Origin of the sequence: Pseudomonas syringae, assembly GCF_023278085.1 — a bacterium.
GTDB classification, from domain to species: Bacteria; Pseudomonadota; Gammaproteobacteria; order Pseudomonadales; family Pseudomonadaceae; genus Aquipseudomonas; species Aquipseudomonas syringae_Q.
In genome coordinates, this window is sequence record NZ_CP066265.1 from 1,849,742 (window position 1) to 1,867,865 (window position 18,124).

The 18,124-nt window shown below is 62.0% G+C and carries 3 protein-coding genes; 2 read left to right on the forward strand and 1 reads right to left on the reverse strand.

What is annotated here, in order from left to right:
• Window positions 1-12: 12 nt before the first annotated feature.
• A complete protein-coding gene (locus I9H07_RS08415) occupies window positions 13-6,471 on the forward strand; it encodes a non-ribosomal peptide synthetase (protein ID WP_236459584.1) in 6,459 nt (2,152 codons plus the stop codon).
• A 1-nt stretch (window position 6,472) separates the two neighbouring features.
• Window positions 6,473-15,097: an amino acid adenylation domain-containing protein gene (locus tag I9H07_RS08420; RefSeq protein WP_236427161.1), complete on the forward strand. Its 8,625-nt coding sequence runs from the start codon at window positions 6,473-6,475 to the stop codon at window positions 15,095-15,097.
• A gap of 593 nt (window positions 15,098-15,690) precedes the next feature.
• On the opposite strand, the gene I9H07_RS08425 is transcribed toward I9H07_RS08420, so the two are convergent.
• The gene (locus I9H07_RS08425) at window positions 15,691-18,102 is read right to left on the reverse strand and encodes a TonB-dependent siderophore receptor (protein WP_236424852.1); all 2,412 of its coding nucleotides are present in this window, start codon (window positions 18,100-18,102) and stop codon (window positions 15,691-15,693) included.
• Between the last annotated feature and the right edge of the window lie 22 nt (window positions 18,103-18,124).

Consider the following 18,124-nt stretch of genomic DNA (forward strand, 5'->3'; position numbering starts at 1 on the left):
GGAGAGACCCCAGTGCAACAGTTGCTTGACTCCGTTAAATCGCTGTCCGCCCGTGAACGCAAGGCGCTGGCGATCCTGCTCAAGCGCCAGGGGGTGAATCTCTACGGGGTCACGCCGATTGCCAGGCGCGAGACGCAGGCACCGTCTGCGCTCTCGTATGCACAGCAGCGGCAATGGATCATCTGGCAACTGGAGCCGCACAGCGCGGCCTACAACATTCCGCTGGCGCTGCGCCTGCAGGGCGCGCTGGATGTCGAGGCGCTGCGGCGCAGCGTCGAACAACTGATCGAACGTCACGAAACCTTGCGCACCACCTTCGAACAGCAGGGCGATGAGGCGTTGCAGGTGGTGCATCCGGCGTCGTCTTTTGCGCTGGGTGTCGATCAGTTGGCGGCTGGCGAAACGGTCGAGCGCTATGTGGATCAGGAAGTCCAGCGGCCTTTCGATTTACAGCGCGGGCCGCTGTTGCGGATCAGGCTGCTCAGGCTGAGCGAGCAGGAACATGTGCTGGTGCTGACCCAGCACCACATCGTCTCCGATGGCTGGTCGATGCCGATCATGGTCGACGAGCTGATGCAGTGCTATCACGCTGCCACGCTGGGCCGCGAGGCCGAACTGGCACCGTTGCCGATCCAGTACGCCGACTACGCCCTCTGGCAGCGCAACTGGCTGGAAATGGGCGAGCAGGAACGCCAACTGGATTACTGGACGCAGCAACTGGGCGAGCAACAGCCGATTCTGGAACTGCCCACTGATCGACCGCGCCCGGCGCTGCGCAGTTACGAAGGCGCACGGCTGAATGTCGAACTCGACGCCGCGCTGCTGAACAACCTCAAGGCACTGGCACGTCAGCAGGGCATCACCCTGTTCATGCTGTTGCTGGCTTCGTTGCAAACGCTGCTGCACCGCTACAGCGGTCAGGCCGATATACGCGTCGGTGTGCCGGTTGCCAATCGCACACGCAGCGAAACTCAGGGGTTGATCGGCTTCTTCGTCAACACCCAGGTACTCAAGGCCGAGTTTGAAACGCAGACCACCGTCGCCGATTTGCTGCAACAGATCAAACACACCGCCGTGCAGGCGCAGGCCCATCAGGACCTGCCGTTCGAGCAACTGGTCGAAGCCTTGCAGCCGCAGCGCGACCTGAGCCGCAGCCCCTTGTTTCAGGTCGCCTACAACCACCAGAGCGAAGGCCACAATCAGGCCCGCGAGCTAGCCGGTCTGCGCCTGGACTATCAGGTGTCAGACAAACACACCGCGCAGTTCGACCTGACGCTGGACACCTGCGAACGCCAGAATGGCCTTGCCGCCTCGTTGACCTATGCCACCGACCTGTTCGCCGCCGCAACCATCGAGCGCCTGGCCGGGCACTGGCGCAACCTGCTGAACGGCATGTGCCGCGACGTCAATCAGCGCATCGCCGACCTGCCGTTGCTGAGCATTGAAGAGCAGCAGAACACGCTATGCGACTGGAACCAGAAGCTGGCGGTCTACCCCAGCGAGCAGTGCGCCCATCAGCGCATCGAAACCCAGGCCGAGCGCACGCCACAGGCCATCGCCCTGAGTTTCGGTGCCGAGCAGATGAGCTATCAACAGCTCAACCGCCGCGCCAATCAGCTGGCCCACAAACTGCGGGCGCAGGGCGTCGGCCCGGATGTTCGCGTCGGTCTGGCGGCCGAGCGCAGTCTGGAGATGATTGTGGGCGTGCTGGCGATTCTCAAAGCCGGGGGTGCGTACGTGCCGCTGGACCCGGATTATCCGCAGGATCGTTTGAGCTTCCTGATGCAGGACAGCGGTATCGAGTTGTTGCTGACTCAGGCGTATGTGCTTGAGAGGTTACCGATTCCTGCACACGTTCAGACCCTTGACTTGGCGGAGGCACTGGACGGTTACAGCACGGAAAACCCGCCCAACCAGCCCTCGCCAGCCAATCTGGCTTATGTGATCTACACCTCCGGTTCGACCGGCAAACCCAAAGGCACTTTGCTGACCCATCACAACCTGATGCGCCTGTTTGCTGCCACCGACGACTGGTTTGCTTTCAGCGAAAAAGACGTCTGGACGCTGTTCCATTCCTTTGCCTTCGATTTCTCGGTCTGGGAAATCTTCGGCGCGTTGCTGCACGGTGGTCGACTGGTGATCGTGCCCCGCGAAGTAACCCGTTCGCCGGAAGCTTTTCATGCCTTGCTGGTTGAACAGCAAGTTACGGTGCTCAACCAGACACCGTCGGCGTTCAAGCAGTTGATGCGCGTGGCCTGCGATTCGCCGTTGCCGGTGCCGCTGCAGAAAGTCATCTTCGGCGGCGAAGCGCTGGATGTTGCCAGCCTGACACCCTGGTTCGAACGTTTCGGCGATCAAGCGCCGCAACTGATCAACATGTACGGCATCACCGAAACCACCGTGCATGTTACTTACCGACCGATAAGCAAGGCCGACACGCAGAACCCGGCCAGCCCGATTGGCGAGGCGATTCCGGATCTGTCGTGGTACGTGCTGGACGCTGATTTCAACCCGGTTGCCCAGGGTTGCAGCGGCGAACTGCACATCGGCCATGCCGGTCTGGCGCGGGGTTATCACCACCGCGCAGCGCTGACCGCCGAGCGCTTCGTGCCGGACCCGTTTTCCAACGACGGCGGTCGTCTGTACCGCACCGGCGACCTGGCGCGTTATCGCGCTGCCGGAACCATCGAGTACGCCGGGCGTATCGATCACCAGGTGAAAATTCGTGGCTTCCGTATCGAACTGGGCGAAATCGAAGCGCGGCTGCAAGCGCACCCGGCAGTACGCGAAGTGATCGTGCTGGCGCTGGATGGGCAATTGGCGGCGTATCTGGTTCCGACCCAGCCTGATCAGGATCAGCACACGTTGCGTGAAACGCTGAAAGCCGAACTCCGGGCACATCTGCCGGATTACATGGTGCCGACCCACTTCATCGTCCTTGACCACATGCCGCTGACCGCCAACGGCAAACTGGACCGCAAGGCGTTGCCTGCGCCGGATGCCAGCCAGTTGCAGGCCGCCTACGTCGCGCCACAAGGCGAGCTGGAGGAACAGTTGGCGGCGGTCTGGGCCGATGTGCTCAAGGTCGAGCAGGTGGGGCGCAACGACAATTTTTTTGAGCTGGGCGGGCATTCGTTGCTGGCTACGCAGGTGATCTCGCGTATTCGTCAGCAACTGGACGTCGAGTTGTCGTTACGCGACCTGTTCGAAGCGCGCGATCTGGCAGCCTTCGCGCAGGCAGCGGGCAATGGGCAGGGCAATGACGCGCCACGCTTCGTCAAGGCCGACCGCGCTCAGCCGCTGGGCCTGTCCTATGCGCAGCAGCGTCAGTGGTTTCTCTGGCAGCTTGATCCGCAAAGTACGGCTTACACGATTCCTGCGGCGTTGCGCCTGAGCGGCTCGCTGGACATCGCCGCGCTGGAGCACAGTTTCAGCGCGCTGATCGCCCGTCACGAAACCCTGCGCACGACCTTTCGCCAGCAGGGCGAACAGGCGGTGCAGATTATTCATGCGCCGCGCGCCTTGACCCTGACAGTCGAAGCCTTACCGGCCGGGCAGAACCTTGATGCTTGCGTGCAGCAGGAAATGCAACGCCCGTTCGATCTGGAACACGGGCCACTGTTGCGCGTTCGCCTGTTGAATCTGGCCGCTGACGAGCATGTGCTGATCCTGACCCAGCACCATATCGTCTCCGATGGCTGGTCGATGCCGATCATGGTCGATGAGCTGGTGCGCTTGTACGAAGGCTATAGCCAGGGCCGTGAGGTGCTGCTCGCCGAATTGAACATGCAATACGCCGACTATGCGCTGTGGCAACGCAACTGGATGGAGGCCGGTGAGCAGGCGCGTCAGCTGGAGTACTGGAAGCAGCAACTGGGCGACCAGCAACCGATTCTGGAACTGCCCGCCGATCATCCACGCCCGCCCGTGCAAAGCCATGCCGGTGCGCGGCTGACGGTCGAGCTTGCGCCCGCGCTGATCGATGACTTGAAACAGGCCGCACGGCAGCAGGGCGTCACACTGTTCATGCTGTTGCTCGCGTCGTTCCAGACCCTGCTGCACCGTCACAGCGGCCAGTCGGACATTCGCGTTGGCGTGCCGATTGCTAACCGTACCCGCGCGGAAACCGAAGGCCTTATCGGTTTCTTCGTCAACACCCAGGTATTGCGCGCCGGGTTTGATCTGCACACCACCTTCAGCGAATTGCTGCAACAGGTCAAACACACCGCGCTGCAAGCCCAGGCGCATCAGGAGCTGCCTTTCGAGCAACTGGTCGAAGCCTTGCAGCCACAACGCAGCCTCAGCCACAGCCCGCTGTTTCAGGTGATGTTCAACCATCAGAGCCAGGCCAGCGCCGAAGTGCGCGCACTGCCGGGCTTGCAGGTTGAGGCGCTGGTGTCGGAGAACTACCCGGCGCAGTTCGATCTGACCCTGAACACCGCCGAACAGGACGGCGGCCTGAGCGCAGGCCTGACCTACGCGACCGCATTGTTCGAGCGCAGCACCATCGAGCGCATGGCCGGGCACTGGCTCGCGCTGCTGCAAGCTATCTGCACCAATGTCAGCCAGCGGATCGCCGACGTGCCGATGCTCGACGCTGCCGAACAGCAGCAGATTGTTCGCGACTGGAACGCTACGGCTGCGCAGTTCCCGAGCGAACACTGCCTGCACAGCCTGATCGAAGCCCGGGTAACGGCCACGCCCGATGCCCCGGCGCTGATCTTCGCTGCCGAGCAACTCAGCTACGCGCAACTCAACGCCCGCGCCAATCAGCTCGCCCATCGCTTGCGCGAAGCGGGTGTCGGCCCGGACGTGCTGGTGGGCATCTGTGTCGAGCGCAGTCTGGAACTGGTGATCGGTTTGCTGGCGATCATCAAGGCCGGTGGCGCTTACGTGCCGCTGGACCCGGATTATCCCGAAGATCGGCTGGCTTACATGATGCAGGACAGCGGGATTGCCTTGCTGCTGACTCAATCGGCATTGCTGGAGCGTATACCGGTTCAGGTTCAGAGTATTTGTCTGGATCAGGAGGGCGACTGGCTGGAGGGTTACAGCACCGCCAACCCGGTCAACCTGACTCATCCGCAGAATCTGGCTTACGTGATTTACACCTCCGGCTCGACCGGCAAGCCCAAGGGGGCAGGCAACAGCCATCGTGCGTTGGTCAACCGCTTGCACTGGATGCAAAAGGCTTATTCGCTGGATGGCAGCGACACGGTGTTGCAGAAAACCCCGTTCAGTTTCGACGTATCTGTGTGGGAGTTCTTCTGGCCGCTCATGACCGGCGCTCGTCTGGCGGTAGCGTTGCCAGGCGATCACCGCGACCCCGAGCGGCTGGTGCAGACCATTCGCGAGCATCAGGTTACGACCCTGCACTTTGTACCGTCGATGCTGCAGGCGTTCCTGACCCATCCGCAGGTGGAAAGCTGTAACAGCCTGCGCCGCGTGGTGTGCAGCGGCGAAGCGCTGCCTGCCGAGCTGGCCGGTCAGGTGCTCAAGCGTCTGCCACAGGTTGGGTTATTCAATCTGTACGGTCCGACCGAAGCGGCTATCGACGTGACGCACTGGACTTGCAGCAAGGACGATGTGCTCAGCGTGCCGATTGGTCGGCCCATCGATAACCTGAAAACCCACATTCTGGACGACGGTTTGCTGCCTGCTGCACAGGGCGTTGCGGCAGAGCTGTACCTGGGCGGCGTCGGTCTGGCGCGGGGTTATCACAACCGTGCAGCGCTGACGGCCGAGCGTTTTGTGCCGGACCCGTTCGACGAGCAGGGCGGCGGGCGGCTGTACCGCACCGGCGATCTGGCACGTTATCGCGACGAGGGTGTGATCGAGTACGCCGGACGTATCGACCATCAGGTAAAGATTCGCGGCCTGCGTATCGAACTGGGCGAAATCGAAGCCAGCCTGCTGGAACACGACAGCGTTCACGAAGCGGTGGTTATCGACGTCGACGGCCCGTCTGGCAAGCAACTGGCGGCGTATCTGGTGGCTGAGCACAACAGTGATCAGTTACGTGATGCGCTCAAGGCGCATCTCAAGGAATCGTTGCCCGATTACATGGTGCCGACCCATTTCATGGTGCTGGACAGCATGCCACTGAGCGCCAACGGCAAGCTGGATCGCAAGGCACTGCCGAAACCGGACGCCAACCAGTTACAGCGCCAGTACGTCGCGCCATCCACTGACCAGGAACAGCAGATGGCGGCGATCTGGGCCGATGTGCTGAAAGTCGAGCGTGTCGGGCTGAGCGATGATTTCTTCGAACTGGGCGGCCATTCATTGCTGGCGACGCAACTGATTTCCAGAATCCATACCGGCCTTGGGATCGACATCCCGCTGCGCCTGATTTTCGAGAAACCGCAATTGAACGAATTTATTCAGGCTTTCGCCAGCAGTGGCCTGTCGCTGACCGAGGACGGCTTGTCCGATATCGAAAAAATGATGAATGAAATGGCGGGTATCTGACATGGACAAGTCTGCAGCAGAGCGTATCGCCCAGCGTTTTACGGAGTTGCCCGTTGAGCAGCGCCGCCAGATCCTCGCCAAAATGCACGAGACCGGGCAGAGCTTCAAACTGCTGCCTATCGCCGTGACCCGGCATGCCGCAGCGCGCATCCCGCTGTCCTACGCCCAGCAGCGCATGCTGTTTCTCTGGCAGATGGAACCGGACAACGCCGCCTACAACGTGCCCATGGCCGTGCGCCTCAATGGCCCGCTGGACCGGCAGGCATTGAGCGCCGCGCTGGATCAACTGGTGCAGCGCCACGAAACCCTGCGCACCCGCTTTGTGTCCGAAGAGGGCGCGTTTTATCAGGAGATTCTTGAGCAGGCGACTGTCGCCCTTGAATTCGCCTCGATTGAGCCAGCCGACATCGAACGTCAGGTGCGTGCGGAGCTGCAAAAGCCCTTTGACCTGCTGAGTGGCACGCTGCTAAGGGTCAAACTGTTTCAGCTCAGCAAAACCGAACATGTCCTGACGGTGTGCATGCATCACGTGGTGTCCGATGGCTGGTCTGGCGAAGTGCTGATTCGTGAGTGGGTGCAGCTGTATCAGGCGCAGGTTTCCGGGCAGCCCGCGCAACTGCCTGCGCTGGCGATTCAGTACGCCGACTACGCCATCTGGCAACGCGCCTGGCTGGAGGCCGGGGAGGGCGAGCGACAACTGGATTACTGGAAAAAGCAATTGGGTAGCGAACATCCGCTGCTGACTTTGCCGCTGGATCACGAGCGCCCGCTGCAACCGAGTCAGCGTGGGGCGACTGTGCGTGTCGACCTGCCGGAGCAACTGTCTGCACAGCTGAAAATCCAGGCGCGCAACAATGGCCAGACCGTGTTCATGCTAATGCTGGCAGCGCTGTCGGTGATGCTGTCGCGCTTCAGCGGCCAAGCCGACATTCGCATCGGCGCGCCCAATGCCGGGCGCACCCGCAGCGAGCTGGAAGGCCTGATCGGCTTCTTTATCAATACCCAGGTGCTGCGCGTTCAGGTGGACGAGCGGCAGAGCTTTGCTGAGCTGCTGGATCAGGTGAAACAGGTGGTCACCGGTGCCCAGTCGCATCAGGAGCTGCCGTTCGAACACCTGGTGGATGCGCTGGCACCGGAGCGCAACCTGGGCCACAACCCGCTGTTCCAGTTCAAGATCAATCAGCACGTGCTGAGCGCTGATGGCAGCGGGCAAAGCGTGTCGGGGCTGACCGTCGATGAGTTTCCGATGGGCAGCAGTGATGCGCGCTTTGATCTGGCCTTTGACTTTACCGATACGCCGGGCGGTATTCGCGGCTATTTCACCTACGCCACCGACCTGTTCGAGGCGCAGACCATCGAGCGCATGGCCGACGCGCTGCGTGGCGTGCTGCAAGCGCTGGTCATTGACACTGCCCAGCGTCTGGCCGATCAGCCGCAAACGGTCTTGTTGCCAGTCATTGAGCAGACCGCTGATTTTGCCTGTAGCGATTTCCTCAGCCTCTGGCAACAGGGGCTTGACGCGGGTGGCAACAAAACCGCCTTGCGCGTTGGCCAGCACGTGTTGAGCTTTGACGAACTTGAAAGACGCAGTAACCAGTTCGCCCGCTACCTGCACGCACAGGACATCAACCCGGGCATGACCGTCGCGCTGTGCCTGGATCGCTCTGTGGAATGGGTCGTCAGCCTGCTGGCGGTGCTGAAACTGGGCGCGGTGTACCTGCCGCTGGACAGCGCACAACCTGCCGAGCGCCTGCAACAGCTGGCCCGTGACAGCGGAGCTGTGTTGCTGATTCATGCACCCGACGATGACAAGGCCGCGCAGCTTGGCGTGTGCCCGGTGCTGGCTTTCGATGCCACGTTGTGGGCCGATGTCGACAGCGGTGCGCTGAACGTTCATGTGATGGCCGAGCAGGCGGCTTACATCGTTTATACCTCTGGCTCCACCGGGCAGCCCAAGGGCGTGGTGATCAGCCACGGTGCGCTGGCCAACTATGTGCAGGGCGTGCTTGAGCGCCTGTCGCTGAAGGACGGCGCGAGCATGGCGATGGTCTCGACGGTTGCGGCGGACCTGGGCCATACGTTGCTGTTCGGTGCGCTGGCCTCCGGTCGCCCGCTGCACCTGCTGTCCCACGAGCAGGCGTTCGACCCTGACGGTTTCGCCCGCTACATGGCTGAACATCAGGTCGACGTCCTGAAGATCGTGCCCAGCCATTTGCAGGGTCTGCTGCAAGCCGCCAACCCGGCCGACGTGCTGCCGAGCCAGTTGCTGATTCTGGGGGGCGAGGCCAGCTCGTGGGCGTTGATCGAACAGGTCCGCGCGTTGAAACCGGGCTGCCGTATCGTCAATCACTATGGCCCGACCGAAACCACGGTCGGCATCCTCACCCATGAAGTGGCCGAGCGTCTGAGTGGCTGCCGCAGCGTGCCGGTCGGTCAACCACTGGCCAACGGCAAGGCGCGGGTGCTGGACGCCTATCTGAACCCGGTCGCCGAGCGTGTGGCTGGCGAGCTGTATCTGGGCGGTCAAGGGCTGGCACAGGGTTATCTGGGCCGGGCGGCGATGACCGCCGAACGCTTTGTGCCGGACCCGGACGCCAATGGTCAGCGCCTTTACCGGGCAGGCGACCGTGCGCGCTGGGTGGATGGCGTGCTGGAGTACCTGGGCCGTGCTGATGATCAGGTGAAAATCCGCGGTTACCGGGTCGAACCGGGCGAAGTCGGCCAGTTGCTGCAAACCCTGAACAACGTGGCCGAAGCCGTAGTGCTGGCCCAGCCGCTGGAAAGCGACGCAACCCGTCTGCAACTGGTGGCGTATTGCGTCGCGGCAGCCGGTGCAAGCCTCAATGTTGAGCAGCTACGCGAGCAACTGGCGGCACGCCTGCCGGAATACCTGGTGCCTGCGCAGATCCTGCTGCTGGACAGGCTGCCGCTGACCGCCAACGGCAAGCTCGACAAGCGCGCCTTGCCCAAGCCGGGTGTGGTCAAACAGCGGTACACCGCGCCGGTCGGCGAGATCGAGGAAAAACTCGCTGCGGTCTGGGCCGATGTACTCAAGCTGGAGCAGGTCGGCAGCACCGACAACTTCTTCGAACTGGGTGGCGATTCGATCCTCAGCCTGCAAATCATCGCTCGTGCCAAGCGCCAGGGCATCAAGCTCAGCCCCAAGCAGTTGTTTGAAAAACAGACCATCGGTCAGTTGGCTTCTGTGGCTAAACTGATCGAGAAAAAGTCCGCCGCTGTGCTGGAACAGGTCAGCGGAGTACTGCCGTTGCTGCCGATTCAGGCGCGCTTCTTCGAGCTGGAGATCCCCCAGCGTCAGCACTGGAATCAGGCGCTGATGCTCAAGCCCCTGCAAATGCTGGATGCGGCCCATCTGCAGGCGGCACTCACCGCGCTCATCGAACAGCATGATGCACTGCGTCTCGGTTTCACTCAGCAAAACGACGTTTGGCAAGCCACGTTCGGCGCTTTAAACACGCGTGACGTGCTGTGGACCCATGAACTGGACAGCGTCGAGCGACTGGCCGAACTGGCCGACGAAGCACAACGCAGCCTGGACCTGAAAAACGGTCCGTTGCTGCGCGCGGTACTGATCAATCTGCCGCAGGGCGAACAACGTCTGTTGCTGGTGATTCACCATCTGGTGGTGGACGGGGTTTCGTGGCGGGTGTTGCTGGAAGACCTGCAACAGGCGTATCTCGCCATCGCGGCAGGTCGGCCTGCGGCGCTCCCTGCGAAAACCAGCTCGCTGAAAAGCTGGGCCGAGCAGTTGCAGGCCTATGCACAGAGCCCGGTGCTGGAGCAGGAGCTGGGTTACTGGCAGGCGCAGTTGCAGGACGTCAGCGACGCCTTGCCGTGTGATCACCCGCACGGCGGCCAGCAACAGAAACATGCGCTGTCGGTGGTCACGCAACTGAATGGCGAACTGACCCGGCAACTGCTGCAAGACGCCCCGGCGGCTTACCGCACGCAGATCAATGACCTGCTGCTGACCGCGCTGGCGCGGGTTGTCAGCCGCTGGACCGAGCAGCCGCATGCGCTGATTCGTCTGGAAGGGCATGGCCGCGAAGACCTGTTCGAGGCGCTGGACATCACCCGCACGGTAGGCTGGTTCAGTAACCTGTACCCGGTCAGGCTCACGCCGCAGACCACGCTGGCCGATTCGCTCATGACCATCAAAGAGCAATTGCGCGCAGTGCCGGACAAGGGCATTGGCTACGGCGCGTTACGTTATCTGGGCAGCGAATCTGCGCGGCAGACCCTGCAGGCGCTACCGCAGGGCAGCATTGTGTTCAATTATCTGGGCCAGTTCGACGGCAGCTTTGACGCGCAAGGTGCGCTGTTCACGCCCTCGGCCGACAGCAGCGGCGCGTCGCAGAGTGCCGACGCGCCGCTGGCCGCGCCGCTCAGCATCAATGGTCAGGTCTACGGCGGCGAGCTGCGCCTGAGCTGGACCTTCAGCGGCGCGGTATTCGAACGTGACACCGTGCAACGGCTGGCTGATGAATACGCCGTCGAACTGCAACAATTGATTGCGCATTGCACCACCGAGGGCGTGGCCGGCGTTACTCCGTCGGACTTCCCGCTGGCGCGCCTGACCCAGTCGCAGCTAAGCCGTTTGCCAATCCCTGCCGGACAGATCGAAGACATCTACCCGCTGGCACCGATGCAGCAGGGCATGCTGTTCCACACCCTGTTCGAGCAGGAGGCGGGCAATTACATCAACCAGATGCGCGTCGAGGTCAGCGGGCTGGACGTGCCACGTTTCCGCGCCGCCTGGCAGGCAACACTGAACGCCCACGAGGTGCTGCGCAGTGGGTTTGTCAGCCATCTGCAGCAGTCGCTGCAAGTGGTGTTGCGCGATGTCAGCATGCCGTTTGTCGAACTGGATGCCCGTGCGCAATCAAACGAATGGGTTGACGACTGGGCGAATGCCGATCGCCAACAGGGCTTCGATCTGGCCCAAGGGCCGTTGCTGCGCCTGGCCGTGTTGCGCACTGGCGAGCAGACGCATCAATTGATCTACACCAGTCATCACATCCTCATGGACGGCTGGAGCAGTTCGCGCCTGCTGGGCGAAGTGCTGCAACGCTACAGCGGCCAGACACTGCCGAGGCAGGTCAGCCGTTATCGTGACTACATCGAATGGCTGCAACGCCAGGACGCCGGGCTCAGCGAGCGTTTCTGGACCGGCCAGCTTGCTGAGCTGGATGAGCCGACGCGGCTGGTTCAGGCCTTCAAAGCGCCTGATAGCGGGCAGGGGCATGGCGATTACCTGCAACTGATCGACGCCGACAGCACCCGTCAATTGAGCGAGTTTGCCCGCGAGCAGCGTGTCACCCTCAACACGCTGGTGCAGTCGGCCTGGCTGCTGGTGCTACAACGCTACACCGGCCAGTCCAGCGTGACCTTTGGTGCGACCGTTGCCGGGCGTCCGGCTGATTTGCCGGGCGTCGAAGAGCAACTGGGACTGTTCATCAACACCTTGCCGGTGATCGCCAGCCCGCGCCCGGAACAGTGTGTGGCGGCCTGGGTGCAGCAGGTGCAGGCGAAAAACATCGCCCTGCGTGAGCATGAACACACACCGCTGTACGAGATTCAACGCTGGGCCCGCAGCGCTGGCGAGGCGCTGTTCGACACCATTCTGGTGTTCGAAAACTACCCGGTGTCCGAGGCCCTGCAACAGTCCGCGCCGCAAGGGCTGGTGTTCGGCGGCCTGCACACGCAGGAACAGACTCATTACCCGCTGACCCTGGTGGTCAATCTGGGCGAAGCCCTGTCGCTGCGTTTCAGCTATGCGCGTCAGTACTTCAGCGAGCCGCAGATGGCGCGGTTGTCAGCGCATTTTCGCCAGGTGTTGCAGGCACTGGTGCGTGATCCGCAGGCGGCGATTGGCGAACTGGCGTTGCTGGATGATCACGAACAGCAACACGTGCTGCGTGACTGGAACGCTACCGCCGCTGAATTCCCGAGCGACCACTGCCTGCACAGCCTGATCGAAGCGCAGGTAGCGGCCACGCCTGAAGCCCCGGCGCTGATCTTTGCTGCCGAGCAACTCAGCTACGCGCAACTCAACGCCCGCTCCAATCAGCTCGCCCATCGCTTGCGCGAAGCGGGTGTCGGCCCGGACGTGCTGGTGGGCATCTGTGTCGAGCGCAGTCTGGAACTGGTGATCGGTTTGCTGGCGATCATCAAGGCCGGTGGCGCTTACGTGCCGCTGGACCCGGATTATCCCGAAGATCGGCTGGCGTACATGATGCAGGACAGCGGGATTGCCTTGCTGCTGACTCAATCGGCATTGCTGGAGCGTATACCGGTTCAGGTTCAGAGTATTTGTCTGGATCAGGACGGCGACTGGCTGGAGGGTTACAGCACTGCCAACCCGGTCAACCTGACTCATCCGCAGAATCTGGCTTACGTGATTTACACATCCGGTTCGACCGGCAAGCCCAAAGGTGCAGGCAACAGCCATCGTGCGTTGGTCAACCGCTTGCACTGGATGCAAAAGGCTTACGCGCTGGATGGCAGCGAAACGGTGTTGCAGAAAACCCCGTTCAGTTTCGACGTATCTGTGTGGGAGTTCTTCTGGCCGCTCATGACCGGCGCTCGCTTGGCGGTAGCGTTGCCAGGCGATCACCGCGACCCTGAGCGGCTGGTGCAGACCATTCGCGAGCATCAGGTCACGACCCTGCACTTTGTACCGTCGATGTTGCAGGCGTTCCTGACCCATCCGCAGGTAGAAAGCTGTAACAGCCTGCGCCGAGTGGTGTGCAGCGGCGAAGCGTTGCCTGCCGAGCTGGCCGGTCAGGTGCTCAAGCGTCTGCCGCAGGTGGGCTTGTTCAACCTTTACGGTCCGACTGAAGCGGCTATCGACGTCACTCACTGGAACTGCACCTCGGAAGACGTGCTCAGCGTGCCGATTGGTCGGCCCATCGATAACCTGAAAACCCACATTCTGGACGACGGTTTGCTGCCCGCCGCACAGGGCGTTGCGGCAGAGCTGTACCTGGGCGGTGTCGGTCTGGCGCGGGGTTATCACAAGCGTGCGGCGCTGACGGCCGAGCGTTTTGTGCCGGACCCGTTCGACGAGCAGGGCGGCGGGCGGCTGTACCGCACCGGCGATCTGGCACGTTATCGCGACGAGGGTGTGATCGAGTACGCCGGGCGTATCGACCATCAGGTGAAGATTCGTGGTCTGCGTATCGAACTGGGCGAAATCGAAGCGCGCCTGCACGAGCATGCAGCTGTGCGCGAAGCCAATGTCATCGACATCGATGGGCCGTCCGGCAAGCAACTGGTGGCGTATCTGGTGCCAGCCGAGGCGGGGCACGAGTCTGAAGACTTGCGCGAAGCCTTGAAGGCGCACCTCAAGGCTCATGTGCCGGATTACATGGTGCCGACCTGGTTTGTCTTCATTGATGTGATGCCGCTGACCGCCAACGGAAAACTGGATCGCCGCGCACTGCCGAAACCGGACGTAGCCCGGTCGCAGCAGGGGCACATCGCACCGCGCACAGACTTCGAACAGCGTCTGGCGGCGCTTTGGGAGCAGGTGTTGCAGGTCGAGCGGGTCGGGCTCAACGACAACTTCTTTGCGCTGGGCGGGCACTCGTTGCTGGCGGTTTCGCTGGCCGGGCGGATTCGTGAGACGTTCGATATCTCCATCAAGCTGCATGATTTTCTGCTGATGCAGACCCTCGGTGAACTGGCCGATTTCATGCGTGCGGATGAGGTCAAGGTCAAATCAGGCGTCATCGCCATGAACGCCAACCGTTCCGACAACACGTCATTGTTCTGCCTGCCACCGGGCGGCGGCGGGACGTACTCGTACTACCCGCTGGCCGGTAAACTCAACGACCGCCGGCGGGTTTATGGGCTGGTCAACAAAGCCTACGTGGTGCCGGGCTGGTTCGATACGTCCTGGCAGGAGATGGTCGACTACTACGTCGAACAGATCCGCATGACCCAGCCGCACGGGCCTTACAACCTGCTGGGCTGGTCGATGGGCGGCGCGCTGGCCATCGAGGTGGCGCATGTGCTTGAGCAGGAAGGCGACACGGTGACTTTCCTCGGGCTGGTGGACACGCAACTGCCTGCGTCGGTCGGGATGAAGTGGGTCGAGGAAGCGCCAGAAATCACCACGCAGAAACAGGGCGAAAACTACTACCACAGCCTGATCAAGAGCCTGCAGGCCTTTGTACCGGGCTTGCAGGAAGACACGATTGTGGGGTTGATCGAAACAGCCCGGCATTCGCTGGCCAGCGAGGGCGAAGTGATTGACTGGGTGGTCGACAAGGTTGCACGGGAGGCCGGAATCAACGCCGACAACCTGCGCAGCATATTCCAGGACATCGCCGTGCAGGATGAGATCGAAACCGGCTACAAGCTGCTGGAAGCCAATGCGCAGCTGAGCCAGGCGTTTACCCTGAAAAAGCTCAACGTGCAGGCCGACTGCTGGTGGGCCGGTCAGAGCCGTGAACAGGGGCAGATTGCCAAGGCCGAAGCCGTGCTGCTGGAACAGTGCTCGGTCAATGGCCTGCGCAGTTCGACGACGGTTGATCAGCGACATGACAACGTGGTGATTGCGCAGGCGTTACTGGACGGGGTGGCGGCGCAGATGGTGTGACGCAGAGCGTCACGCACGGCGCTCCCACGCTGGAGCGTTGGAACGATAGGGATTGGGCCTCACACCTATCGTGCCCATGCTCCGCGTGGGCATGCATTTCTGGACGCTCTGCGTCCGGTCTTGACTGTGTGGCGCGGTGGCGATTTGTGACGCGGAGCGTCACGCCATGCGTTCCTACGCTGGAGCGTTGGAACGATAGTGTTCGGGCTCACCTTATCGTGCCCATGCTCCGCGTGGGCATGCATTTCTGGACGCTCTGCGTCCGCTGCTGGATATGTGGCGCGGCGTCGATGTGTGACGCGGAGCGTCACGCCATGCGTTCCTACGCTGGAGCGTTGGAACGATAGTGTTCGGGCTCACCTTATCGTGCCCATGCTCCGCGTGGGCATGCATTTCTGGACGCTCTGCGTCCGCTGCTGGATGTGTGGTGCGGCGGCGATGTGTGACGCGGAGCGTCACGCCATGCGCTCCCACGCTGGAGCGTTGGAACGATAGTGTTCGGGCTCACACTTATCGTGCCCATGCTCCGCGTGGGTATGCATTTCTGGACGCTCTGCGTCCGCTCTTGAGTGCGAGGAACGAGCGCCGGTCAGTTAAAAATCACCGCGCAGGGTCAACACGTAGTTGCGTGGGTCGCCGTAGTAGTTGCCGCGGTCGATGTCGCCGGTGGCCTTGTAGTATTTACGATCCAGCAGGTTGTTGCCGTTGAGTGCCACCGACCAGTGCTCGTCTATTTTCCATGAGGCCCGCGCGTCCCAGATGGCGCGGCTGGGGTTATCGATGGGCTGGGTCGACTCGTGTTCCGAGTAGCCGCTCTGCGCCGAGACACCGCCGCCAACGGTCAGCCGCCGCCAGGCACCAGGCAGGTTGTAGCTGCTGGACAGGCGCAGCATGTGCCGGGGCGTTTCTGCCGAAATCGATTGTCCGTCGCTGCCACGCGTGAGGTTGAAGGTGTAACCGGCGATGGTCTGCAACCCGGACAGCGGCTCGCCGCTGATCTCCATGTCGAAACCCTTGCTGCGCCGCACGTCGCCATTCAAATAGCAGGTGCCGTAAGCGTCGTTGCCCAGGCATTGGCCCGCATGGGCGTCGTCTTCGACCGCCACGTCTTTCTGTTTCACATAGAACAGGGCAAAGGACACGTTCAGGCGCTTGTCGAACAGCTCGCCCTTGATACCGGTTTCATGGCTGGCACCGATGGCCGGGTCGAGGAACGCGCCGGATGCCGTGCGATAACTGCTTTGCGGCAAAAAGATATCGGTGTAGCTGGCGTACCACGACCAGTCCTTGTCCAGATCGTAGATCACACCCATGAACGGCGTGACCTGGTTATCTTCCCGGGCGCGGGTGGTCACGCCTGAGGACTGGCTCTGATAGTCATACCAACTGACCCGGCCGCCCATGACCAGGCTCAACGACTCGGTCAGGCTCAGGCGCAGGTTGCTGTAAATGCCATAACGCTTGTCACTGTAGTCAGTGCTGCGCCAGGCCGGGCGCGCGGGCTCGGTGATGGCGTTGTGGTCGGGGTTGAAAATGTCCAGCGGCTGATTGGCACTGACCGTGGCATAGCGAGAATCGCGTTTCTGCTCCGACCCGTTGCTGCCGAGCGTCAACTGATGGCTCAGGCCAAAGGCGTCGAAACGGCCGTCCAGATGGCCGTCGACGCCATCGCTTTGAATATCGTCCGAGCGAAACAGGGTTCTGACCAGTCGCGAGCCGCTTTGGGTCGCAGGGTCGATGGCGCCCTGCGCGTAGGCGACTTTCTGATCGAACGAGCCATCCGAATGGGTCGCTGACAGCGTACCGCTCCAGGTCTCGTCAAAACGGGTTTCCAGCTCGCTGAACACTTCGTCAGTCCGGGTCTGATGACGGTTCCATTCCTGAGCCAGCGAGGTGGAACGCGACAGCCCGACAGCCCGGCCATTGCTGTAGCGAGGCAGGCCGAAAATCGAAAAGCCCTGAGTGTCCGCGCTCTGATGGCGCAGGCCGAGGGTCAGGGTGGTGTCTTCGCTCAGGTCGGTTTCCAGAATGCCGTACAGCAACGGCGCGGTTTTTTGCAGCCCGTCGATAAAGCTGCCACGGTCTTCGTAAGACGTTACGAAACGCCCGCGAACGCTGCCTGAATCGTTGAGCTTGCTGCTGCCGTCCAGATCGACGCGGTACTGGTCCCAGCTGCCGGCGCGGGTGGTGATCGAAAACTGCGGTATGGCCGTTGGCCGCTTGCGCACCAGATTGACCGCGCCACCGGGATTGCCCGCGCCGATCAGCAATCCGGCCGCGCCGCGCAGCACTTCGACGCGGTCATAGATTTCCATGTCAGGAGTCATCCAGCCGGTGACGCTGTAACCCTGGCCCGCCACCCCGTCGATGGTGTAACTCTCATCCTCCAGAGCAAAGCCGCGGGAGCTGAACACATGCGAGCCGAAATTGCGTTGCGAAAAGGTGATGCCGGGCGTTTGCGCCATCACCTCATCCAGGCCAGTGAGGTTCTTGTCGTCCATCAATTGACGGGTCACAACGGTGACCGACTGCGGGGTTTCGCGCAATGACTGTACGGTCTTGTTGATGCTGATGCCGGAGGCAGCGTAAGAGCCGCTGCCCTCGCTGGTCATGCCGAACTCACTGCCTTTGATCGCCACCGGTTCGAGGCTCATGGGTTGTGCTGAGGCTGCGACGCCCAGGATCAGGGTATTGGCCTCAAGGCTGTGCGCCACACCGGCTTTTTTCAGCAGGTCCATGGTCGCCCGCTCAGGCGTCAGCCTGCCGTGTACCGGGCTGCTGAGCTTGCCGTTGACATCCTCGGGGTTGTAGAGAATTTGCAGATCGCCTTGACGCCCCAGTTCTTTAAGGGCGCTGCTCAAGGCCTGTGCGGGGATATCGAATTCGTACTCTTCAGCCAGGGCTTCGCCCTGAAAAACCAGTGCCAGCACCAGCCCCATCCCGCTCACACGCAGGCCACGCGTTTTCACGCGCCCTGTGCGCCGACGGTTGGAGGGTGATTGCATGGGAGGGTGGCTCGTGGAAAGC